General features: G+C 45.4%; 21 protein-coding genes. 11 read left to right on the top strand and 10 right to left on the bottom strand.

Annotated elements, in window-relative coordinates; translation table 11 throughout:
- The first annotated feature begins 84 nt into the window (after positions 1–84).
- Positions 85–1,425, top strand: coding sequence for a metalloprotease PmbA (gene pmbA, locus JMA39_RS07525; RefSeq protein WP_202721210.1), 1,341 nt, complete (start codon positions 85–87; stop codon positions 1,423–1,425).
- 111 nt (positions 1,426–1,536) lie between these two features.
- On the opposite strand, the gene JMA39_RS07520 is transcribed toward pmbA, so the two are convergent.
- The gene (locus JMA39_RS07520; protein WP_202721209.1) at positions 1,537–2,805 is read right to left on the bottom strand and encodes an alpha/beta hydrolase; all 1,269 of its coding nucleotides are present in this window, start codon (positions 2,803–2,805) and stop codon (positions 1,537–1,539) included.
- A 227-nt stretch (positions 2,806–3,032) separates the two neighbouring features.
- Here JMA39_RS07520 and JMA39_RS07515 point away from each other — a divergent pair, with 227 nt between their 5' ends.
- From JMA39_RS07515 to JMA39_RS07495, 5 genes are all read left to right on the top strand, one after another.
- Entirely contained in the window at positions 3,033–3,377 is a 345-nt protein-coding gene (locus tag JMA39_RS07515; protein WP_202721208.1) for a metalloregulator ArsR/SmtB family transcription factor, read from the top strand.
- A 58-nt stretch (positions 3,378–3,435) separates the two neighbouring features.
- On the top strand, positions 3,436–4,473 hold the full coding sequence (arsB, locus tag JMA39_RS07510) for an ACR3 family arsenite efflux transporter (RefSeq protein WP_202721207.1): 1,038 nt from the start codon (positions 3,436–3,438) through the stop codon (positions 4,471–4,473).
- Between the two features lie 96 nt (positions 4,474–4,569).
- Positions 4,570–5,580 carry an ArsJ-associated glyceraldehyde-3-phosphate dehydrogenase gene (locus JMA39_RS07505; protein ID WP_202721206.1) on the top strand — a complete coding sequence of 337 codons (1,011 nt, stop codon included), beginning with the start codon at positions 4,570–4,572 and terminating at the stop codon, positions 5,578–5,580.
- 802 nt (positions 5,581–6,382) lie between these two features.
- Entirely contained in the window at positions 6,383–7,609 is a 1,227-nt protein-coding gene (arsJ, locus tag JMA39_RS07500) for an organoarsenical effux MFS transporter ArsJ (protein ID WP_202721205.1), read from the top strand.
- A gap of 465 nt (positions 7,610–8,074) precedes the next feature.
- Positions 8,075–9,454: an alanine/glycine:cation symporter family protein gene (locus JMA39_RS07495; protein WP_202721204.1), complete on the top strand. Its 1,380-nt coding sequence runs from the start codon at positions 8,075–8,077 to the stop codon at positions 9,452–9,454.
- Positions 9,455–9,531: 77 nt separating this feature from the next.
- Here JMA39_RS07495 and JMA39_RS07490 read toward each other — a convergent pair whose 3' ends face one another.
- The 5 genes from JMA39_RS07490 to JMA39_RS07470 all read right to left on the bottom strand — a co-directional run bounded on the left by JMA39_RS07490 (position 9,532) and on the right by JMA39_RS07470 (position 12,683).
- Positions 9,532–9,711: a PA3496 family putative envelope integrity protein gene (locus JMA39_RS07490; protein WP_202721203.1), complete on the bottom strand. Its 180-nt coding sequence runs from the start codon at positions 9,709–9,711 to the stop codon at positions 9,532–9,534.
- A gap of 332 nt (positions 9,712–10,043) precedes the next feature.
- Positions 10,044–10,736, bottom strand: coding sequence for a TorF family putative porin (locus tag JMA39_RS07485; RefSeq protein WP_202721202.1), 693 nt, complete (start codon positions 10,734–10,736; stop codon positions 10,044–10,046).
- A gap of 238 nt (positions 10,737–10,974) precedes the next feature.
- On the bottom strand, positions 10,975–11,247 hold the full coding sequence (locus tag JMA39_RS07480) for an HU family DNA-binding protein (RefSeq protein WP_202721201.1): 273 nt from the start codon (positions 11,245–11,247) through the stop codon (positions 10,975–10,977).
- 136 nt (positions 11,248–11,383) lie between these two features.
- Complete coding sequence (locus JMA39_RS07475) at positions 11,384–12,181, bottom strand: response regulator (RefSeq protein ID WP_202721200.1); 798 nt, start codon at positions 12,179–12,181, stop codon at positions 11,384–11,386.
- 109 nt (positions 12,182–12,290) lie between these two features.
- Positions 12,291–12,683, bottom strand: coding sequence for a hypothetical protein (locus JMA39_RS07470; protein WP_202721199.1), 393 nt, complete (start codon positions 12,681–12,683; stop codon positions 12,291–12,293).
- Between the two features lie 166 nt (positions 12,684–12,849).
- On the opposite strand from JMA39_RS07470, the gene JMA39_RS07465 reads away from it, so the two are divergent.
- Positions 12,850–13,359: a DUF4240 domain-containing protein gene (locus JMA39_RS07465; protein ID WP_202721198.1), complete on the top strand. Its 510-nt coding sequence runs from the start codon at positions 12,850–12,852 to the stop codon at positions 13,357–13,359.
- A gap of 90 nt (positions 13,360–13,449) precedes the next feature.
- On the opposite strand, the gene JMA39_RS07460 is transcribed toward JMA39_RS07465, so the two are convergent.
- Together JMA39_RS07460 and JMA39_RS07455 are read right to left on the bottom strand one after the other, a co-directional pair.
- Positions 13,450–13,758 (bottom strand): hypothetical protein, encoded by a 309-nt coding sequence (locus JMA39_RS07460; RefSeq protein ID WP_202721197.1) that lies wholly within the window; start codon positions 13,756–13,758, stop codon positions 13,450–13,452.
- 304 nt (positions 13,759–14,062) lie between these two features.
- Entirely contained in the window at positions 14,063–14,368 is a 306-nt protein-coding gene (locus tag JMA39_RS07455) for a hypothetical protein (RefSeq protein WP_202721196.1), read from the bottom strand.
- A gap of 242 nt (positions 14,369–14,610) precedes the next feature.
- On the opposite strand from JMA39_RS07455, the gene JMA39_RS07450 reads away from it, so the two are divergent.
- Positions 14,611–15,135, top strand: coding sequence for a DUF3016 domain-containing protein (locus JMA39_RS07450; protein WP_202721195.1), 525 nt, complete (start codon positions 14,611–14,613; stop codon positions 15,133–15,135).
- Between the two features lie 960 nt (positions 15,136–16,095).
- Here the strand turns inward: JMA39_RS07450 and JMA39_RS07445 are convergent.
- Positions 16,096–16,407 (bottom strand): prephenate dehydrogenase, encoded by a 312-nt coding sequence (locus tag JMA39_RS07445; protein ID WP_202721194.1) that lies wholly within the window; start codon positions 16,405–16,407, stop codon positions 16,096–16,098.
- 45 nt (positions 16,408–16,452) lie between these two features.
- Here JMA39_RS07445 and JMA39_RS07440 point away from each other — a divergent pair, with 45 nt between their 5' ends.
- The 3 genes from JMA39_RS07440 to JMA39_RS07430 all read left to right on the top strand — a co-directional run bounded on the left by JMA39_RS07440 (position 16,453) and on the right by JMA39_RS07430 (position 20,275).
- Positions 16,453–17,337, top strand: a complete 885-nt coding sequence (locus JMA39_RS07440) for a TraB/GumN family protein (RefSeq protein ID WP_202721193.1) — start codon at positions 16,453–16,455, stop codon at positions 17,335–17,337.
- A gap of 107 nt (positions 17,338–17,444) precedes the next feature.
- A complete protein-coding gene (locus JMA39_RS07435) occupies positions 17,445–18,311 on the top strand; it encodes a MaoC/PaaZ C-terminal domain-containing protein (RefSeq protein WP_202721192.1) in 867 nt (288 codons plus the stop codon).
- A 251-nt stretch (positions 18,312–18,562) separates the two neighbouring features.
- Positions 18,563–20,275, top strand: a complete 1,713-nt coding sequence (locus JMA39_RS07430) for a formate--tetrahydrofolate ligase (protein WP_202721191.1) — start codon at positions 18,563–18,565, stop codon at positions 20,273–20,275.
- Positions 20,276–20,358: 83 nt separating this feature from the next.
- Here the strand turns inward: JMA39_RS07430 and JMA39_RS07425 are convergent, their stop codons facing one another.
- Complete coding sequence (locus JMA39_RS07425; RefSeq protein WP_202721190.1) at positions 20,359–21,981, bottom strand: mechanosensitive ion channel family protein; 1,623 nt, start codon at positions 21,979–21,981, stop codon at positions 20,359–20,361.
- Positions 21,982–22,033: the final 52 nt, after the last annotated feature.

Here is a 22,033-nt window from a genome sequence, read left to right as displayed (position 1 = left end):
GGCTGCTTTGACGGGATTATTTAATGTGATTGGCAATTGGGTTTGTTATGCTATCGCCATTGCCGATAAATAAAGAGTAGATCTGTGTCTTCACCTAGCATTGATATTGAATTGGATTCCTTGAAAGATGCCGTTTCTATGGCTCTGGAATATGCAAAAACATTAGGCACTTCTGGTGCAGAAGTTGCGATTAGTAAGCAGCAGGGCCTATCTGTTTCGACTCGAATGAAAGAGGTTGAAACCGTTGAGTTTAATAAAGATGGTGCGCTGGGCATTACGGTTTTTAGGGATGGCTGTAAAGGTAGCTCATCCACTTCTGACTTGAGTAAGGCGGCGATTCAACAAGCGGTAAAAGCGGCCGATGATATTGCGCGCTTCACTTCTGCTGACCCTTATAATGGTTTGGCTGAAAAGTCTTTGATGGCGACTGAGTTCCCCGATCTTGACCTTTATCATCCACAAGATATCTCACCTGAAGAGTTAACTCATTTAGCGGTTTTGGCCGAAGAGGCTGCTTTAGATACCGATAAGCGAGTGCAAACATCCGACGGTGCCAGTGCCAACGCCCACTCTAGTGTTAAGGTGTATGGTAATAGCCATGGCTTCCTCAACGGTTTCTGTAGTTCACGTTACAGCTTGAGCTGTGTAGCGATTGGTGAGCAAGACGGTGGCATGCAGCGTGACTATGACTACACGGTTGCACGCAAATTTAGCGAGATGACGGCACCGGAAATTATTGGTAAGAAAGCGGCAGAAAAAACGGCAGGTCGATTAGGCGGACGTAAGATCGCTACGACTCAGTTACCTGTGCTATTTTCACCTGAGATCGCTACAGGCTTGATGGGTCACTTGGTTGGCGCCATCAGTGGTGGCAGTTTATATCGTAAGTCGAGCTTCCTACTCGATGCCATCGACACTCAGGTTTTCCCTGATTGGTTTAGCATTCATGAAGATCCATTACTCGTAGGCGCATTGGCAAGCTCAGCATACGACAGTGAAGGCGTTGCCACAAAGGCCAGAGACATTATCGATAATGGTCGTCTTGCTACATATCTATTAACCAGTTATTCGGCGCGCAAGCTGGGCTTGACCAATACTGGTCATGCTGGCGGGATCTATAACTGGACCCTATCGACTACAGGGCAGACTTTCGACCAATTGGTGAAAGAGATGGGGACAGGCCTGATTGTTACTGAAGTGATGGGGCAGGGCGTAAATACCGTAACCGGTGATTACTCTCGCGGTGCAGCGGGCTTCTACGTCGAAAATGGCGTGATCCTCTATCCTGTTGAAGAGATCACTATCGCCGGCAACCTTAAAGATATGTACCAGAATATCGTTGGGGTGGCAAAAGACAGAGATCTGCGTTCATCGATCCGCACAGGCGGGATCTTAATGGATAAGATGAAGATCGCTGGTAACTAAACTCACTTAGCTAACAGGCGCTTTGTCATATAAAGAAGGCTTCCCATGGGAAGCCTTTTTTATTGCGCCTTGGTTTTCATCAGTCAAATTTGTGTTGCACAAATAGCTGAGTTACTGATTATTCACCTTATGGGCTTGTTCGCTGACTTGCCAGAATTCATGTAGCGCCTTAACGAGATTATCATTGGCTAGAATGCTGACGTGATCTTCATTTAACCCGTATACCCGCTCAGCCTGCTGTTGTGCGCTATCTCTTAGTTGGCTGTCGAGGCTTATGACTCCATCGCTGCTTTTTTTGTTGATGATGCCACTGACTTTGTAACCGAAAATAAGTTGGTGCGGAGGGCGACTCAACTCCTGTCTATCGCCAGTAAATTTGTCTGTAAAGAGTGTGGTAATAAACTCACTGTTTGGTGCCAGATCGCGCCAAGCTGGCATCACCACTGGCGCGTAATCCACACCGCTTTGCGCCGACTCGACGCCGCCAAAGGGGGACGATATCGAGGTGAAGCTGGCAATATCATCACAGCCTAGTTGGTTGCGGCACAGATCTAAGTATCCTTGGGTGACGAGCCCCCCCATACTGTGAGCCACTAAGTGAAAGGTTTTAACGTCATAGCGATAATCGATGATTTTAATCAGGCTATTAAGGCCATTGGCTAATAGCTCTATGGGTAAACCGCTGGGGTAGTTCATGACCCAAACTTGGTATTTTTTCCTGTCTACCTTAGCGATGAGTGGTTCGAAATCTCGTGCAGTGCCATTCATGCCGTGAATAAAAAGCACTGGAACCTTACGCTTATCGAACTCATCGAGAAAGAACACACCGCTATTGCCTTGCTTGAGATGGGTGACAGGTTTCCACATTCCTAACTCTGCGTTTTTTCTATCAAATTTCGGTGCGGCTAAAGTGGCTGTTTCCCCTATTTTAGCGGGACTAAATTTAACGTTAACCAGATTGATTAATGGTCGTTCGACTAAGGCTTGCGGGTAGTTGTCTTGGGTACTACTGAGCTGAAGTTGTAACGGCTTATCTGTCTCTTCGGGTAATGGGATGATGGAGAATGCCTCGCCGACTTGAAAACGAAGATCGTTATTGGCGTCATTAAAGGTAAAAAGGTATTGGCTCATACTATCGCCCGTCACCGTAATAGGCTGGTTACCTATTACAACTTCATAGCCATCGATGGCTTTTGCACTGGGATCCTGTAGCTGAACTAATACAAAAGACTCATTTTCGTGCTGCGATTCGATAGTGACTCGATACTCGACATAGACGCTGTTGAGCATATCGACCTCTTTTGCCAGATGACGAAAGTTAGCACAGCCTGTAACGAGTATTATCAAGCTCACTGTGACAATTACTTTTATTCCATGCATGCTAGCTCTTTCCTTGCCGCTTAATGCGAATATCATCTAAATCATATAGATAACTTAGCAGTAATTTTACCCTATGTTTAATATTTCGCCATGTCTTCTCAAAAGAGCAAATACGCGCTTGAATATATGAAAAAACATATATATTATTTTTCGTATATACTGTTTTTCACATGTGCCTGTTTCACACATATTTTTGTGTGCATATGGCGTTTTTTCGAGAGATGACGATGACACCTTTAACCTTTTTTAAGGCGTTGGCCGATGACACCAGACTGCGCAGCTTGCTGCTGATCCAGTCAGAATCAGAGCTGTGTGTTTGCGAGTTGATGACGGCACTCGATGAGATCCAGCCTAAGATCTCTCGTCATTTGGCGCAGTTGCGAAAGCTAGGCTTGTTGGTCGATAGGCGCCAAGGTCAGTGGGTTTTTTATCGCATTAACCCAGAGCTTCCCTCTTGGGCTAATGCAATTTTGCACACCTTGGCTACCGAACAGGCCGGATTAATCGACAGTAATTTAGCTAAGCTTTTGCAGATGGGTGACCGTCCAGAAAGAGCTAAGAATTGCTGTTAGTTGTCGATTTTATTGAGCAAAGATTTTTGCTATTTCCACTGTAATTAGGTCAAACATTATGGGTATTTTTGAGCGTTATTTAAGTGTATGGGTCGGTTTAGCCATCCTTGCGGGTGTGTTTCTAGGTAATTTATCTCCGGATACCTTTGCCATTGTTGCAGGGCTTGAGTATGCCCATGTGAATTTGGTTATCGCGGTGCTGATCTGGGTAATGATCTACCCGATGATGATCCAGATTGATTTCTCGGCGATTAAAGATGTGGGTAAAAGCCCTAAAGGCCTAGTACTAACATTAGTCATTAACTGGCTGGTGAAGCCATTTACCATGGCTGCCTTAGGTTGGTTGTTCTTTAGGGTGTTCTTTGTCGACTTGGTCGATCCACAAACGGCCAGTGAATATATTGCAGGCATGATTTTATTAGGCGTAGCGCCTTGTACTGCCATGGTTTTTGTCTGGAGTCAGCTCACTAAGGGCGATCCTAACTATACCCTGGTACAGGTGTCGGTAAATGACTTGATCATGGTGGTGGCGTTTGCGCCTATTACAGCCTTGCTGCTTGGGGTGAGCGATATTCAAGTGCCTTGGGCAACTCTGTTATCTTCAGTGGTGCTCTATGTGGTATTGCCTCTTATTGCTGGTGTGCTAACAAGGCACTTATTGCAGAAAAATAGTGACGAAACGCGGTTGAATGCGTTTGTGGCTAAGCTAAAGCCCTGGTCTATGTTGGGTCTGCTCGCTACGGTTGTGTTGTTATTCGGTTTTCAGGCGGAAACCATTATCGCCCAGCCACAAAATATCGCGCTGATTGCCATTCCATTATTGATTCAAACCTATGGCATCTTTTTTATTGCTTTCTTTATCGCTAAGCGAATGAAGCTAACCCATAAGATTGCCGCTCCTGCATGCATGATTGCTACATCAAACTTCTTTGAGCTCGCGGTCGCTGTGGCTATTTCACTGTTTGGCCTACACTCAGGTGCAGCCCTTGCGACTGTGGTTGGCGTGCTGGTGGAGGTACCTGTGATGCTGTCGCTAGTGGCGATAGCTAATCGGAGTCGGCATCTGTTTGCGGATGAGCCCACTGCAGCGAGTTAATCGAGATATGGGCTAGCTTTCAGAGCAATAGAGTTGGCTGGTTTGTTCAATTAAAGCATTTACTTACATCCTTAAAAGTTAGGTTGAGAGATAATTATGACAATCAAAATTGGTATCAATGGCTTCGGTAGAATGGGGCGACTCGCATTACGCTCGGCTTGGAGTAACAGTGAGGTTGAGTTTGTACAGATCAACGATCCTGCTGGTGATGCGCCAACGTTAGCGCACTTGTTAACATTTGACTCTATTCACGGTCGCTGGTCTGAAGAAGCAACGGCAGACGGCGATACCATAGTCATTGGCGAAAGTCGCATTGCGACTACCCGTAACAATGCGATTGCCGATACCGACTGGTCAGGTTGTGATGTGGTGATTGAAGCATCTGGCGTGATGAAAACCAAAGCCTTGCTACAAGCCTATCTGGATCAAGGCGTAAAGCGAGTGGTGGTTACCGCACCAGTGAAAGAGGAGGGCGTGCTCAATATCGTGATGGGGGTAAACCATGATCTTTATAATAAGGATATCTACCCGATTGTCACGGCTGCATCTTGTACCACTAACTGTTTGGCTCCAGTGGTGAAAGTGATCCATGAAAAGATCGGTATCAAGCATGGCTCGATGACCACCATTCATGACATTACCAATACTCAAACGATCTTGGATGCGCCCCATAAAGATCTGCGTCGTGCCCGTGCCTGTGGTTTAAGTCTTATTCCAACCACAACTGGCAGTGCGACAGCCATTACTCATATCTTCCCAGAGCTTAAGGGTAAGCTAAATGGTCATGCGGTTCGCGTACCTCTGGCGAATGCCTCGATTACCGACTGTGTGTTTGAGCTAAACCGTGAAACGACAGAAGCAGAAGTGAACCAGTTACTTAAGCAAGCAGCTGAAGGTGAGCTTAAAGGGATCCTTGGCTATGAAGAGCGTCCGCTGGTATCTGTGGATTACAAAACTGATCCTCGCTCAAGCATCATTGATGCGCCATCGACCATGGTGGTTAACGGCACCCAAGTCAAACTCTATGTCTGGTATGACAATGAGTGGGGCTATGCTAACCGCACCGCAGAATTGGCCATTATGGTGGGTAAGATGGATCAAGCTTAAAGGGAAAAGAAGGACGCTTCGCTTCTAGGTTCTAGGAAAAGCAGGGAAGAGCAGGAAAAGCTAAGATGGTCAAGCTAAGACGAGCGGCCTGCGGCCTTACTGAACGTTCGCAGACTCACTCACGGAACGCTTCGCTTACGGTAAAGAAAAGATAGAAAATTGACTGTAGGTTGGCCTTTAGCCCATCAAGCTAAGACGATGCAAGCTGAGACAGTGGAAACATGGCAAAACTAAGATGGTGTTAGCTGTTTTCGTTTTTTCCTTTGCTTTTTCCTCGCAGCGCAGCGTCCTAGCAGTGGCGAAGCCACGCCCTAGTATCCTAGGTCCTTCTTTAACTTTAGGTTCTAGGTCCTAGGAAAATCAGGAAAATCAGGAAAATCAGGAAAAGCAGGAAAATCAAAAGCTGGTGTCTGCTGTTATAGCTTTTGCCTTTGCTTTCCTAGCAGCGTAGCGTCCTAGCAGTGGCGAAGCCACGTCCTCGCATCCTAGTTCCTTTTTTAAGGTGGTAAGCCGTGTTAACTAAATATCGTTCTTTGCCTGATAGCGTTAAGCAATACCGATTCGTGACGGGTGTCTAATTTGAGGGGGCATTACGCTCACTATTTTGATTCTTGTTAATTCTTGGTGTAGGGACTCTTGGTATATGGAAAGTAAGCCGTGTTAACTAAATATCGTTCTTTGCCTGATAGCGTTAAGCAATACCGATTCGTGACGGGTGTCTAATTTGAGGGGGCATTACGCTCACTATTTTAATTCTTGTTAATTCTTGGTGTAGGGACTCTTGGTATATGGAAAGTAAGCCGTGTTAACTAAATATCGTTCTTTGCCTGATAGCGTTAAACAATACTTGATTGTCACGGGTAACTACTGGGCATTCACACTTACCGATGGCGCTTTGCGCATGTTGGTGGTGCTGCACTTTTATGACCTAGGTTATACGCCACTGGCGATCGCCATGCTGTTCCTGTTTTATGAGATCTTCGGTGTGATCACTAACCTTGTGGGTGGCTGGTTAGGTGCAAGACTTGGCCTCAACAAAACCATGAACATAGGTCTAGGGCTGCAGATTATCGCGCTATCCATGTTGTTATTGCCAGCGGCAATGCTTACCGTGCCCTGGGTGATGGCGGCGCAGGCGTTATCGGGGATCGCTAAAGATCTCAATAAGATGAGTGCCAAGAGCGCGATTAAAACTTTGGTGCCCAAAGATGCCGAAGATAAGCTCTATCGATGGGTTGCCATATTAACAGGCTCTAAAAATGCGTTAAAAGGAGCCGGCTTCTTTTTAGGGGGCTTACTGCTGTCACTCGCTGGCTTTAGCGGTGCTGTGGCAATAATGGCGGTAATGCTGTTGATTGTATGGCTTGGCAGCATGCTGAGTTTGAAGGCTGACTTAGGCAAAGCTAAGTCAAAGCCTAAATTTACCCAGATATTTTCTAAGAGTGATAACGTTAATATCCTCTCTGCAGCACGTCTATTTCTGTTTGCCGCGAGAGATGTGTGGTTTGTGATTGCACTGCCAGTGTTTCTCGCTAGCCAGTTAGGTTGGGAGCACAGTAGTGTCGGGGCTTTTCTGGCGCTATGGGTTATCGCCTATGGCATGGTGCAGTCTATCGCCCCCTCTTTTACTGCGAGAAAGCAGGCTCCTGATGGCAAAGTGGCAACCCTGTGGGTGGGCTTACTTGCATTGATAACCGCAATACTTGCCGTGCTGATATTTACTGGCTGGGTAGCGCCTCAACTCGCACTCATCATCGGCCTGATGGTGTTTGGCGCCGTCTTTGCGATTAACTCCTCATTGCACAGTTATTTGATCGTCAGTTATGCCTGTGAGGATGGGGTGTCGCTGGATATTGGCTTCTACTATATGGCCAATGCGATGGGGCGGCTACTAGGCACGGTGCTTTCCGGTTGGGTATATCAAGAGGCTGGGCTATCGGCTTGTTTGTTTATTTCGGCAGCCATGTTGTTTATTACTTTTGTCATCTCCTATAAGTTGCCTCGAAATCAAACTCTAACTTCATACTAAAAATAGAAGTTGAGTGTTTTATGTAGTCGTAGAGCTTTCTGGTTGGGTCTATCAAGCGACAGGACTATCGGCTTGTCTGCTTATATTGGTTACTTGCGGCTGGCATGCTGTTTATTACCTTTGTTATCTCCTTTAAGTTGCCTCGAGCGATACACAGATAAAAGCCCTTCTTATAGCAAGCTATTGCTATAACAGATCCTTGCCATAGCGTGGTTACACACTATGGTAAACCGCGCTAGTTTATTTTTCAGCCTTTCCAAAGGTTAACAATTCGTTGTACTCTGTTTGAAAGTTTGAGTGTTTTTATCTTTATGGAGATGAGCGCTCGCTTTATTAGGACCTTTTGATCTTTCTAATCTAATTCAAGATTAAAAATGCAAGATCAAAAAGCCCTAAATACATGATTATAAATATAAGTATAAATATAAATAATAACGATAAATTCTCTGTATCGACGAGGTTTGAATGGAAGCTATTACGAATTTAGTAAGCATGATCAATGGTGTGGTCTGGGGGACGCCCATGCTGGTCATGATTCTTGGGGTGGGATTATTCTTGACCTTTGGTTTGCGCCTGATGCCAATTTTAAAGCTCGGCACTGGTTTTAAACTCTTATGGTCTGGGCGTATTCCCGATAAAGATAAGAGGATGAAGGGGGAGATTAGCCCCTTTAATGCCTTAATGACGTCGCTATCGGCCACCATAGGTACCGGTAATATTGCCGGAGTCGCAACCGCGATTTTTATCGGCGGCCCTGGTGCGCTATTTTGGATGTGGTGTACAGCGCTAGTGGGCATGGCAACCAAGTTTGCCGAGGCTGTCTTAGCGGTAAAGTATCGTGAAGTGGATGACAATGGCAACCACGTTGGTGGTCCGATGTACTACATCAAAAACGGTTTGGGCGCTAAGTGGGCTTGGCTCGGTACCGCTTTTGCCTTGTTTGGTTCATTAGCTGGGTTTGGGATCGGTAATACGGTGCAGGCCAACTCGGTTGCCGATGCGCTGAGCAGCAACTTTGGCGTGCCAACATGGATTACCGGTGTGGTACTTATGGTGCTGGTTGGTGCGGTATTGATGGGTGGTATTAAACGTATTGCCGATGTCGCAGGTAAGCTGGTGCCTATGATGACGGTTTTCTATCTGGCTGCGGGTGTGGCGGTATTAGTTGTCTACGCCTCTGAGATCCCTGCAGCAATTGAGTTGATTCTGCACAGCGCCTTTAATCCTGTTGCAGCACAAGGTGGCTTTGCTGGCGCTGCGGTTTGGGCTGCGATTCGCTTTGGTGTGGCGCGTGGTGTGTTCTCGAATGAAGCGGGTTTGGGTAGTGCACCTATTGCCCATGCTGCAGCGCAGACCAACAACCCGGTGGCACAAGGCTTGGTGGCAATGCTAGGGACATTTATCGATACCTTGATTGTGTGTAGCATCACAGGCTTGGCTATTATCGTCTCTGGCGCTTGGACTTCGGGTGAGAACGGTGCGGCGTTAACCTCTTTTGCCTTTTCTCATGCTTTCCCTATGGGTAATTATGTGGTGGCTATCGCTTTGAGTATTTTCGCCTTTACCACTATCTTGGGTTGGAGTTTTTACTGTGAGAAGTGTGTACAGTTCCTATTTGGTATTAAGGCTATCAAGCCATTTAGGATCCTTTGGACAATAGTGGTGCCTTTGGGGGCAGTAAGCTCACTGGAGTTTATCTGGCTATTGGCTGACACGCTGAACGCCATGATGGCGATTCCAAATTTGATCGCTTTGGCGTTACTGAGCCCAGTGGTATTTGCATTAACCAGAGAGTATTTTCTGAAGAAGCGTCAAGCGGATATGGCGTCGCAACAGGCTAAGTAGTCTAGGGGAAAAGCTGTATAAACTAAAAAGCTCCTGGATAGTATCTCAGGAGCTTTTTTTATTACGCTACGTTAAGTTTATGCCCAAAAGTCATCTTCACTTAAGTCGCGCTTTAATTGTGCGCGTTCAAGATAATCTTCAAGACGCTTTTTTACCGCTTTTTTGTGTGCTAACTCGTCAGCAGCTTGCTGATTCTTAGGCGTTGTATACGCCTCCATCTCTGCATCGTTGGGCACAAAATCAATAGTCTGAGCCATCACGAATTCCTCTTAGCTAGGTATCCATTGTTCCGAATCGCTTGCTTAGCGTTAAAAGGAAATGCTCTCGATACCATATGGTTAATAACTAAACAATGTCTGCACTCATTGGCTTACTCGATTAAACCTTATTAGTGAGTGCTTAATTTGGAATTTAGCAGGGAGTGATTTAAAAATATGCGATCCATGTAACAAAATTACATTTTTAGTTCAAAGTTTATTAATTTGAATGTTTTTTAGTTGCTTAATGAAATTAAGCAACTAAAAGTCTTGCTTGGGTACTTTGGCTATTTACCCTAAATAATAGTTAAAACAACCTTTCAAACAGTGAGTTACAGCTCAAAACTGTAATTGTATCCGAGCAAAATTTTGCCATCATCATTTTTAAGATCTGTATCACTGACAGTAAAAAATACCGTCCCCAAGTTGGTATCTTTACTGAGAGTCAGTGAGTAATCGGCATAGTTACTGACGCCGTACCAAGCGGTTACTACGTCGCCACTGGAGTAGCCATAATGGGCTGAGATCGAAAGGGTGTCAGAGAGAGAGTAGCTTAGGGTGGTTTGCAGATAGCCCATATCGGTATTATCCAGTGGATCAGTTGTAACATCATCTCCTGCATTGACCAAGTGGGAGTAGCTTACCTCAATCCATTTCCAGTTAATCGCTGCACTGACTTCACCTAGATCTATGTTGCCATCTGCATCCGGGTAGGCGTAGTAGAGGTAGCTTATGTCGTAGCCAAACTCTTCAGCTATGCTGCCAGCAAATCCACCATAGAGGTCAACCTCATAGCTAGTGTCATCACCGAAGTCGACATTAGAAGCCCAAGTGCCAAGATAAAAGCCTGAATCATGACTGTAGTCTATACCGCCTTGCACCGCCGTACTGTCATCGGTTTGAGTTATTCCGCGCCATAGGTAATTAGAGGTTGCGCCTATGTTCGCTTCGACCGCTGCGTATGCTGTGCTACTCAGTAGTGTCGTCATTAGGACTGCCGTGCTCTTAAAAAGTAACTTGTTCATGCTATTCCCCTTCGTAGAAATATTATTGTGGTTTTACTTCTTAAAAGAATTAGCAAAGTCTAAGCCAAGACTTTTGTTAAATAAAAACAATGGTTTGTATTTTGAATTGTTAGAGAGGGGGAAAGATATGATTCAGCATGGGGCAACAGGCACCGTGATAGGGCAGATATGAAGACAAATCTTGGATACAAAAAAACCTCCATAAGGAGGTTTAGTTATTTACTGCGGAAACAGTGATTTAGTTAACGCTATCTTTAAGTGTCTTACCCGCTTTGAACTTAGGTACGGTAGCCGCAGGGATCTGGATCTCTTTACCAGTCTGTGGGTTACGACCTGTACGCGCTGCACGCTGTGTTGTTTCAAAAGAGCCAAAACCAACGATAGAGATCTTCTCTCCACTCTTCATTGCTTCAGCAACTGCTTCTTCAAAAGATTTTAAGGCGCGAGCGGCTTCAGCTTTAGTTAGTTCTGCAGATTCAGCCATTTTTGCAACAAGTTCAGTCTTATTCATTTGAATAGTCTCTTCTTTCCGTAGATTTATTTGTTAGTAGCACTATGTAACATGCCACAAGCCTTTGCATTTTAAAAGCGCTTTAACCCTGTGAAATAGGGCTTAAAGTCAAAAATAGGGGCGATTTCTCAGTTTTTTACTCTTCAAGTAGCTGATAAATGATCTGTTTCACGGTATTTGGCTCGAAAGGTTTATCGCACAGGGCATTCACTCCAGCCTGAGAAACGTTATTTAAGTGGGTCTCATTGGCCTCCGATGAGACCATTAAGATCGGAATATGTGATTGTTGGCTATCGTTGCGAATAAACTGGGTTAACTCGAGTCCATCGACACTTGGCATGTTGTAATCGGTGATAACTAAGTCAAACATCTGTTGTTGCATCAGTTCAATGGCTTGTTGGCCATCTTCAGCCTCAGTGATGAGCCTTAATCCAAGGTTAGTGATGGTGCGCTTAATGACGTTGCGCGCCATTTTGCTATCGTCTACCACCAGAACGCGCAGATCTTGCACATCAAAGTGGGTCAAATCTAACTCGTCATGACTGAGCAGGTCGATAGTGGCATTTAATGCCTTACCTAAGTGTTCTGCTGTAAACGGTTTAGGCAGTATGGCGACCACGCCAGATTGACGGTAGCTCTCTAACTGTTCGCGACGACACTCACTCGAGACCAACATAAACTGAATATCACTAAAGTGCTGGGATGACTTGATCTGTTGCAGTAACTCCAGCGCGGTGCCATCTTCATAGTGCATGGCACTCGCCACGAGATCCGGCTGGTGGCGATTGATGATCTTTAGCGCCTCGGCAAGGTTGGTGGCAGTTTGGATCTGCTTAACTCCCTCCTGCTCGAGCCGCTGACAGATAATTTTTCGTTGGGTGTCTGATGGTTCAACCAATAAGATTGACAGTTCATTTGGCTGTAAATGACGCATAGATTCAATTACCGATTCAGTTGTTAATAATGACTGCGACTTTGGTTTTTAATCGCTTAAGTTCAGCTGCCTACGCAGTCCGCTATTAGCCCTATGGACAATAACCCGTTTAGGCGATGGGTTGTGGCTTTAAATAGTGACGAGTCTTGTTACTGAAGGCCACCCAGAACTGAAATGTCATCACGATAAGTGCAGTCACCACGATAGCGCTGATAGGGATATTTTGCCCCCTGACAATAACCACTACATCTTCAGGGGTGATTTGGTAGGCGATAATGGCTGCCGTTGCCAGCGCAAGCAGCGCGACGGTTTGAATAGCCAGATAGATCTTGAGTACGACTCCTGCCCAGAAGCGACGCATGATAAGACCATAAAGCACCGGAAAAACTCCCAGTGTTAGGAGATCGAATGCTTGTGTGCTCAAAGTTCGCCAAAGTGCGACAACCGCGAGTAGGGCGTAGAGGAACATCAAAATAGCTAACAGTGGATGTGGTTTTGTCATTAGATACCTAACGTCATCATATTTTTTATATAGTTGTTGCGTTGAGTTTAAAAAAAACGATGGGGCACGTCTATAACACAAACCGCTTAGCCGTGAGATTGTTTAGCTAAGCTAGCGAGTAATGCGATAGAATAGCTAGTATTACATCGTACGATTAGAGAAACCAATGACAGAATCTGAGTTTTGGGCGTTAGTAACCCGAACATCACCACAACAAGATCAAACTGAGCTTGCAGAGGCGCTAAAACAGAAGTTGAGCCCGCTGAGTAATGACGATCTGAGAGATTTTGACAAAATATTTGGTCAGCAGATGCGTCGCTCATACACATGGGCTGTATGGGGCGCGGCCTATATCATCACTGGCTGTGATTCTGAGTATGCTTTTGCCGAGTTTCGTTGCTTCTTAATCTCCTTGGGCGAGGAGTGGTATAACAGAGTGGTTGAGTCACCAGATGAGCTCGGGAACTTGCCTCAATGGCCAGAAAAAGATGGTTATGCCTATCCATTCGTCGATGAGTACGATCTGATTGCCGGCCAGCTTTATGAGGAGCGTGCCGATGATGAGCTGCCTTATGTGCCATCGGGTCAGGCAAACCCTGCAGGGAAAAAGTTCTCCCATAAGAAAAAGCAGCTTAAGACAGCTTACCCACAATTAAGTGCGGCCTTTCCGTTTTAAGATAAAGTGATAATCTGATCGCAATAAAAAACGAGACCACTTGGTCTCGTTTTTTATTGGCATACTTAAGTGAGCTCAGTCTGTGGCTCTTTACTCGTAGCAGACTTCAGACTCACTGTCGAAATCGAGTCCGTGAGTAGCACAGGTTAGCTCCATAAACTCCTGCTCTGAATCGAGCACCTGCTCATCAAACTCTGCCTGTAATTTTGACTCTAATGCTTGGTCAGACTCGGCTTGATGCTCGGCGAGAATTTCGTAATGTCCATCTATAGCCGCTCTCTCTTTGTCGGTAAACTCTTGGGCACTAGCCTGACCGATAAAGCCAAATGCCATTAGCAATGCTGCGATAAATGCCATGCGGCCAGAGAATGGGATCTTACTAGTCGTTGCGTAGTTCATATTTGACTCCAAACAATAAAATGAGTGACCGGTTTTAGTTGCTTACTCTATCGCTGCATATGCGTTGGCAGGCTGAAGAGCGCTGTTCAATGTTTTAACTTGATACGAATGTTAGCGGATGTAACATGTACCAAAGCTGAACAAAAAGTGAACGCCTTGTTTGGAGAGGGGCCACTATGAGTTTCGATTAGGCTGGCAGAGAGAAATCGCAGACCGCAGAGTCAGAGTTAACGCTATTACTGTTTATAGGGGTTAAAAGAGAATGTCTTTAAATGAGAGTCGCTTTAGCAGACCCATTCTTAACTTACTCATTTGTCATACTCTCGCAGTGGAAGCCTTGACGCATGGAATCAAAGCCACAGTTTAAGCCACATTCCCAGGCCACACCATTTAGCTTGTTAGATGCTTGCTGAGCATAGGCTTTACAGCTTGGATAGCTGTCAAAGCCATCCTTCATATCATACCGTCCTGAGTTGTAACCGTTTTTGTAGATAAAAGCCGACCAGGTTTCAGGTTGTGAAGCGGTTTCGGCATGATTGATGCCGAAAATTGCGGTAGCAAGGGCTGTAAATAAGATAACGACAAATATGATGGGAGTGAGCTTTTGCATATAGTAGGCTTCCAGCGACTAACAGATAACGGCCATAGCTTAACGGTTCAATATGAAAATCTAAAGAGGCATGCAGATGGTGTTGTCGAATTTTGATGCAATTTGATGCAACTAGTTTGTTTATAATATGCTCTACTCATATGATTGTATTTATGACGAAAAGCTAATTAAGCAGCTATTCAGGAACTGTGTTATATAGTTCAACTGTTAATCATTCGCTTATGTTCAAGGGGAAGGCATATATGAAACTTAAAACTCTATTTGTTGCGGGGATGCTCGTATCTAGCTCAGTTTGGGCGGCCGATGAAGCAGTCGAGAATCAAGTTACCGAAGATGGTGTTGTCAAAGTTGAATGGCAAGACCCTGATAGTTTTCGTGATATTCGTTCCAGCGGCGATATTCAATCACGCTTTGAGAAGCGCACCTTTGATCAACTAACCAAGAACCTGAATAAAGAAGCTAGCAAAATCCTGAAACCGGATCAGAAGCTTGAGATGGTGGTGACCGATCTGGATCTGGCTGGCGATGTAAGACCGACATTTGGAGCGACTACCCACGATATGCGGATAGTAAAAGATATCTACCCACCGCGTATTACCTTTAGCTATAAAGTCATCGAGGGGGATAAGGTGATTATCGCCGGCGATGAGAAACTAATCGACATGAACTTTATGTATTCAGTTAACAAGATGAACGATAAGACGTATCGATATGAAAATGCGATGCTGACATCTTGGCTGAAAAAGTCTATCGCCCCTCAGTTGTAGACGTTTACCACCAAATTTGCGCAGCAATAGTGCTATCGATTGTAAACAGGTTAAATGAGCTTATACCAATCAGTATAAAGGTTTGGTCGCTCAGCGAGAGTTTACCGGTACTGAGACAAGGTCATTAAGTGCTCCTCGGTAACTGCTCCTGCGTTACTCTACCTCCTATATCCATATAGTCGTGCTTTAATGACATTCACCACATCTGACCTCCATGGATGGAGGAAATGTCTTATGTATGTCTGGAACATACAAGACCATGTGGTTTGCAACGAGTGAAGAGCATAGTTGAACTAGGGTTAAGCTCCCTCTTTGTTTATTAAGAGTCACAGTATCAGAGCCGCTAAAACTCGCCATTCTGGAGCGTTTTTAGCTGCCTACTTCTGCGTTGAACAACTTCACAAGGGAGCAACCATTCTTTCAGTTATTCGCCTTGAATTAGTTTGCCAAAAACGTTCTGAGTAGATCAACTTCTCATACTGATTGGTATTACTGCTTGCTTAGCCTGTTTTTTATTTGTGCGCTATAAAGTGACTGCAGGTGCTCATTGCAATTGAGCGCCACCTTAGGCGGAAGGAGTCCCGAAGTGAAGGAGAAAAGCGGTGGTTGCACTGCTCAGCATTGCGGTCTGCAGAGAGCCATCGCCACGCTTTTTGAGTTCAGCTAGGCCCCTCGTAGGCAGCGGTTTTAAATAGTGGAACAGGTGAAAATAGTGGACTATGCTCAGACCCTCGGCCTAGTACTTAAAAACTATAGACTCACTGGATAGAGATATCAGATCCTAAGTTGAAAAAGCAGTTTGATTTTTTCTTTATCGATGAACTTTGACAATGCTAGTTTAAATTGATTGCGGACATCCTTTCCTACCCGATAGTGTGTGAGCTAGCAAAGTGTATGAAGCTGGTGTGACAGAGAGATAACAAATATCAATCCGTTAACAACGGATTGATATTTAGGGTATTACTTGGCGTTTGATTTGAAAGCCTGCATGGTTTGCAGTAATAAACCGAGCTTAGGAACATAGCTTTCGAGGCCTTTAGTCATAGACTCAGGATCTTGAATAAAGCCTTCCATCTCGGCTGCTAGCTCTTGCACGTAAGGTGTAAAGCGATTGCTTTTAGTGCTGAAGCCTTCAGATGGACTGAAAATGGCATCAAATTTTACGTGGCCCGCTTTTTTTAGCTCGTCGAGCCTCGCGTCAGCATCGATGGCTTGGCGGTAGGCGGTTTGCAAACTGGCTTTTAGTTGCTCGATAACCTGTGTGTGTGGCATAACAGCCTCTCAATTAGAAATTTTGCTGAATTATAAGGGGCAAGCATGATAGCAACAAGTGTCGTTAAGCGTTTATTCATGACTATGGGTCTAGCTATGCTATTTGTGACATTGGCGACTCGTGCTGCACCAAGTGATAAACCGCCGTTTTACCAGATCTCTTACCAAGGCCAGACGGGTTACCTCTTAGGTTCTATTCATGTGGGCGAAGCCTCTTTTTTTCCACTCGCACAGCAGATTGAACAGGCCTATGAATTGTCGGCGGCAGTGGTAGTCGAAGCAGATGTGAGAGATGCCGATGTGCCTGCTCTGTTATCTAAATATGGCTCAAAACCTCTGCCCATGGATGCCGATACTGAGCTGGTTATTAATCATTACTGTCAAGACAGGCAAAGCTTTTGTACGGCGATAGAGCATTATGCGCCTTGGCTACAGTCGATGCAGGTGAGTATTGGCCGTTATGCTGCATTAGGCTACAGCGGTACCTATGGGATTGATGCCGTGTTGGTGAGCAGGGCTGGCGCTAAACCCATATATGAACTGGAAAGCACCGAGTTTCAATTTGAACTCTTGTCCTCTTTCGACGCAAAGACGCAGTGGAGCATGATGCGCGAAGCTATAGAGGCGCCAGATACCGATATGCTTAAACTTATTTCTGCCTGGCGTAGTGGGGATGAAGCCGAGCTCGCTGACTTAATGGAAGGGGAGATGCTCCGCGAGGGCGAGACTGAAATGGTTGAGAAAATGCTTTGGGGCCGCAACCAGACTATGGCGCAAGGGATCGTTAATTTAATGGCGTCTCCCGAAACGGCACAACCACTATTTATTGTGGTGGGAGCGGGACATCTAGTGGGACAAAAGAGCGTACAGTCTTATTTGCAGCTCTTGGGAGTGAAGACTAAAAACTGCTGGAAGCTGCAGTGTTTGTAAGCTTAATATTCTTCACTCAGGACACGATTATCGGGTTTGTTAGTTTTGGGGTATAATACGTCGCCTAATTTGGGTTTTCCTGTGTCATATTGAAAGGTTCTATCGGTTTGAATAAAGAATACTGTATCGATTTGAAGGCGTTGCCGTCGCTATTCACTCTTTATCGCAAGATATTTTTTGGACGCAAGCCCGGCTGGGACGAGCAGCCGTTGCCGATGATCAAAGTGAGCAGTGAGAATGTGACTCTGTCTCAGGACAAAGTGGCGCAATACGCTAAAGTTTGTGGATTCGACTTCGATGGCAAAACGCTACCGCTGACCTACCTCTATGTGATGGCGTTTAGGTTACATGCGGTTATCTTTACCCATGATGCGATAACTTTTCCATTATTGGGGATGATCCACCTAAAAAATAGTATCACCCTACACCGTAGCGCGCGCGTGGATGAGGAGTTTAATATCCAATGTGCGTTAACTGACAGTCGCATAACAGACTCAGGTCTCGAGTTTGAGTTAGTCTCTAAAGTTTACGTTGCTGGAGAGCTGGTATGGGAGTCGGTGTCGACCTATCTGTATCGCATTGAAGGTAAGGCTAAACGAGTCCGTCCACCTAAGGCCAATGATATGGCTTGGCAAGATCCAGTAAGCTGGAGTTTGGCGGAAGACTTAGGTCGTCGATACGCTAAGGCATCGGGAGACTATAACCTGATCCACCTTCACCCAGTGATGTCTAAACGTTTCGGTTTCGATCGTGTTCTCGCCCATGGCATGTGGTCGAAAGGCCGTTGTATCGCACAGTTAATGCCAACTATCGGTGAACGAGCCTGTCAGGTTGATGTAGCCTTTAAGTTACCGCTGTTTATGCCTAATAATGTTAGCTTTGCGGCCGAACAGCTTGAGGATAAAACCGTATTTGAACTCAGAGATCAAAAGGGACGTCGTCCACATCTGAGTGGCGAAATCACTTTCTTATAAGCTGCAGTATCAATAATTAGAGGCGCTTTTAGCGCCTTTTTTTGTGGCAGATAATAGGAGGCTGTTTTCTGTTTCATGAAAAAAACTCACCTAGCCAATTTGAATGTAAAATCGGCAAAAAAATAACCAGTTTATTGACGTAGATTACAAAAAGCTAAAATAACACCCTGTTGTTATTTTCTAGCTATCTGAGATCACCTATATTGCAGCGGTAACTACCCTACATAAAAATAAAACGTGGAAAAATTCTAATGCATTCAGATATTGAAATTTCGCGCCAACATACCTGTTTACCTATAACCGAGATCGCCAATGAGTTGGGCCTACAGCCTGATGAAATTTCCTTGTGTGGTGCTAGCAAGGCTAAGGTTTCACTGTCAGTCGCTAAAAGATTAGCGGATAGACCAAATGCCAAGTTAGTGATTGTTACTGCAGTGACGCCGACCCCTTTTGGCGAAGGAAAAACCGTCACGACCATTGGTTTGACTCAAGCCATGAACCTTAACGGTATTAAGACCTGTGCCTGTATTCGTCAGCCTAGTTTGGGGCCTGTATTTGGTACTAAGGGCGGAGCTGCCGGTGGTGGTTACGCACAAGTCGTACCGATGGAAGAGTTGAACCTGCACTTGACCGGTGATATTCACGCGGTCAGTAGCGCCCATAATTTAGCGGCGGCTGCTATTGATGCGCGTTTATTCCATGAGACTCGTCTTGGGGCGGAGGCTTTCGCTCAAGAGTCAGGCTTAAGTGCGCTCAACATTGACCCTGACAATATCCTTTGGCGCCGAGTGGTCGATCATAATGAACGCAGCCTAAGACAGATTAAAGTGGGTTACGGTGCGGTCAATGGCCCTGTACATGACTCGGGGTTCGATATCACCGCTGCGTCAGAGTTAATGGCGATTCTAGCATTGAGCCAAGACTTAAAAGATCTTAGGCAACGTATTGGCCGCCTCGTGTTGGCACTGAATACTCAAGGTGAGCCTATTACCGCCGAAGAGCTAGGCGTAGCGGGCGCTATGACGGTGATTATGGCCGATGCAATTGAGCCAACTTTGATGCAAACCCTATCCGGTGATCCCTGTTTTATTCACGCAGGGCCGTTTGCCAACATTGCTCATGGAAACTCATCGATTATTGCCGACACCATTGCGGCAAAGCTTGCCGATGTGGTCGTTACCGAAGCGGGTTTTGGTTCTGATATGGGCTTTGAAAAGTTTAGCAATATTAAGGTGAGAGAGTCGGGCTACGCCCCGAGTGCATCTGTGGTTGTGGTGACACTTAAGGCGCTTAAAGCTAACAGCGGCATCGAGTCTAACAAAGATATTAATCAACCTGATATGGAGCGGCTACAGGCAGGTTTCGCTAACCTTGAGTGGCACATCAACAACGTTAGCCAATATGGCGTGCCAGTTGTAGTTGCGATTAACCGCTTCCCAAGCGATACCGATGAGGAGCTTGAGTGGCTTAAACAGGCCGTTGAGCAAACTAAGGCCTTCGGTAGTGAGATCAGCGAAGCTTTTGGCAAAGGTGCCGAGGGAGCGACTAAGCTGGCGGATATGGTTTACCGAGCGACACAAACCGCATCTGGCTTTAACTTGCTCTACCAGAGCGATAGCAGTCTTGAGTCTAAGCTGATGACGCTTGCGGAAGTGGGCTATGGTGCATCGAGTGTCAGCTTATCAGAAAAGGCTAAATCACAGCTAAGCTGGCTGACTAAGCATGACTATGGTGAGCTACCAGTCTGTGTTGCCAAGACCCCAATGTCGATAAGTCATGATCCTAACATTAAAGGGATCCCGACAGGCTTTGAACTGCCTATTACCGAGTTAAGACTCAACGCTGGGGCTGGCTTTATCACGGCGCTGGTGGGCCAAGTGATGACTATGCCAGGGCTTGGAATCAGACCGGGTTACCTCAATGTCGATATCAATGATGATGGTGAGATTATCGGTCTAGCTTAAGAACCACAGCAATAGATAATAAAAAGCCCCGACAACTTACATTGTCGGGGCTTTTTTCATTTTATCTTTAGCGCGATAGAGATCTATTTCTCTATAGCAGTTTGATAAATATGCACATCGCGTTGCGGGAACGGAATGCTGATCCCTTCAGCATCGAAGCGCATTTTAACCGTGCGAGTGATATCCCAATATACATCCCAATAATCTTCAGGCTTAGCCCATGGGCGAACGATAAAGTCCACTGATGACTCGCCTAAGGTATGTAGTTTGATCATTGGTTCAGGATCTTTAAGCACTAATGGGTGTGCCATTACGATATCGGTAAGCACTTTTTCTGCATGCTCGATATTATCGCCATAGCCAATACCGAAGGTCATATCTACACGACGCTGGTGCTCAACGGTAATGTTGTTGATGGTATCACCCCAGATCTTATTGTTTGGCACGATAAGTCTTTGGTTATCGAGTGTCTTAATGGTCGTCGATACTAAGCTCATATGGCTTACGCGACCTGTTACGCCGCCTGCATTGATCAGATCGCCTACGTCGAATGGACGGTAGATCAGGATCATCATGCCAGAAGCGAAGTTAGACAGAGTATCTTGCAATGCAAAACCGATAATCACACCGGCGATACCGAAACCGGCAAGCAGTGGCGCAAGCTCGAAGCCAAGCTGGGATAGGGCGATTAGCAGACCCAAAGCGAATACAGCTTTACCCGATAGTGAGATAAAGAAGTCTTGTAGCAGCATGCTAAATTTAAGCTTAGAGTTGCTAACGGTCTTCTGTACTACACGTTTAACGACCTTGCCGACTAGGCTCGATAGGAACAGGATTAGGCAGAAAATGATCAGCTTAAATAGAATACTTGCGCCATTTTCCATCGCTTGAGTCTTAGCGATAGTCATCCACTCAGACAGTAAGCTACTTGCCACATCGAAGTTCAATACATCCTGAGTAATATCACCAGAAATGCTAAATAGTGTCTGCTTGTAGATAGCGGTATCTTGGCCTAGAGAATCAAGCAGTTCGATAGTGGTCGATAGACTAGTAGAACTCTGCTCTAAACGCTCTTTTAGATCAACAACAAGTGCCTTTTGCTCGCTACTAACATCGGCGCCAGCGACTTGAACATCGGCCACAGCTTGGGTTAAGCGCTCTTGGTTGTAGTAGACAAAACTATTGAGATCATCGGCACGGGTTACTAAGGTGGCGATAAAGGTTTTGGTCTGTGCATCGGTATCGACCCCAGCATCTTTAGCCCAGCTTAATAGGCTTTTTTCTGCAGTGAACAGTTTGTCTTGTTCACGCTGGATCTGCATCAGGCCAACCATGATCTTATTGTCATCGCCGCTGCCGACTTGGCCCATAAGGTTAGCTCTTTGTTTTTCGAAGTAAGTTTCTACTTCATTGGTAAAGGCTAACTGCTTGACGATATATGGCTTGAGAAAAGCGAAATCAGGATCCGTTTTTTCCACCTGAGTCTTTAAAGTGTCTTGGAGTAAGGCGGCATTACGGCCAATACGGTACTCAAGGAAACTCTTAATTTCGCCTTTAGTATTTGGTAGTGCTTTTACATCAGCATCAATCAGGCTTTGAATTTTATTTAGGTTATTGGTTAATTCAGTATTCTCTGTGGTTGCTGTAGCTGTATATGAGCAGAAGCAGAGAATAAGCATTAAAATTTTGGGGAGCATTTTATGCATTTGGTGTGTCCGATAGGTCTCAGAATCCAGTAATAATATTATGCCTGTAGAA

The sequence above is a fragment of the Shewanella schlegeliana genome, assembly GCF_016765635.1.
GTDB classification, from domain to species: domain Bacteria; phylum Pseudomonadota; class Gammaproteobacteria; order Enterobacterales; family Shewanellaceae; genus Shewanella; species Shewanella schlegeliana.
This window is presented reverse-complemented; position numbering and strand designations above follow the sequence as displayed.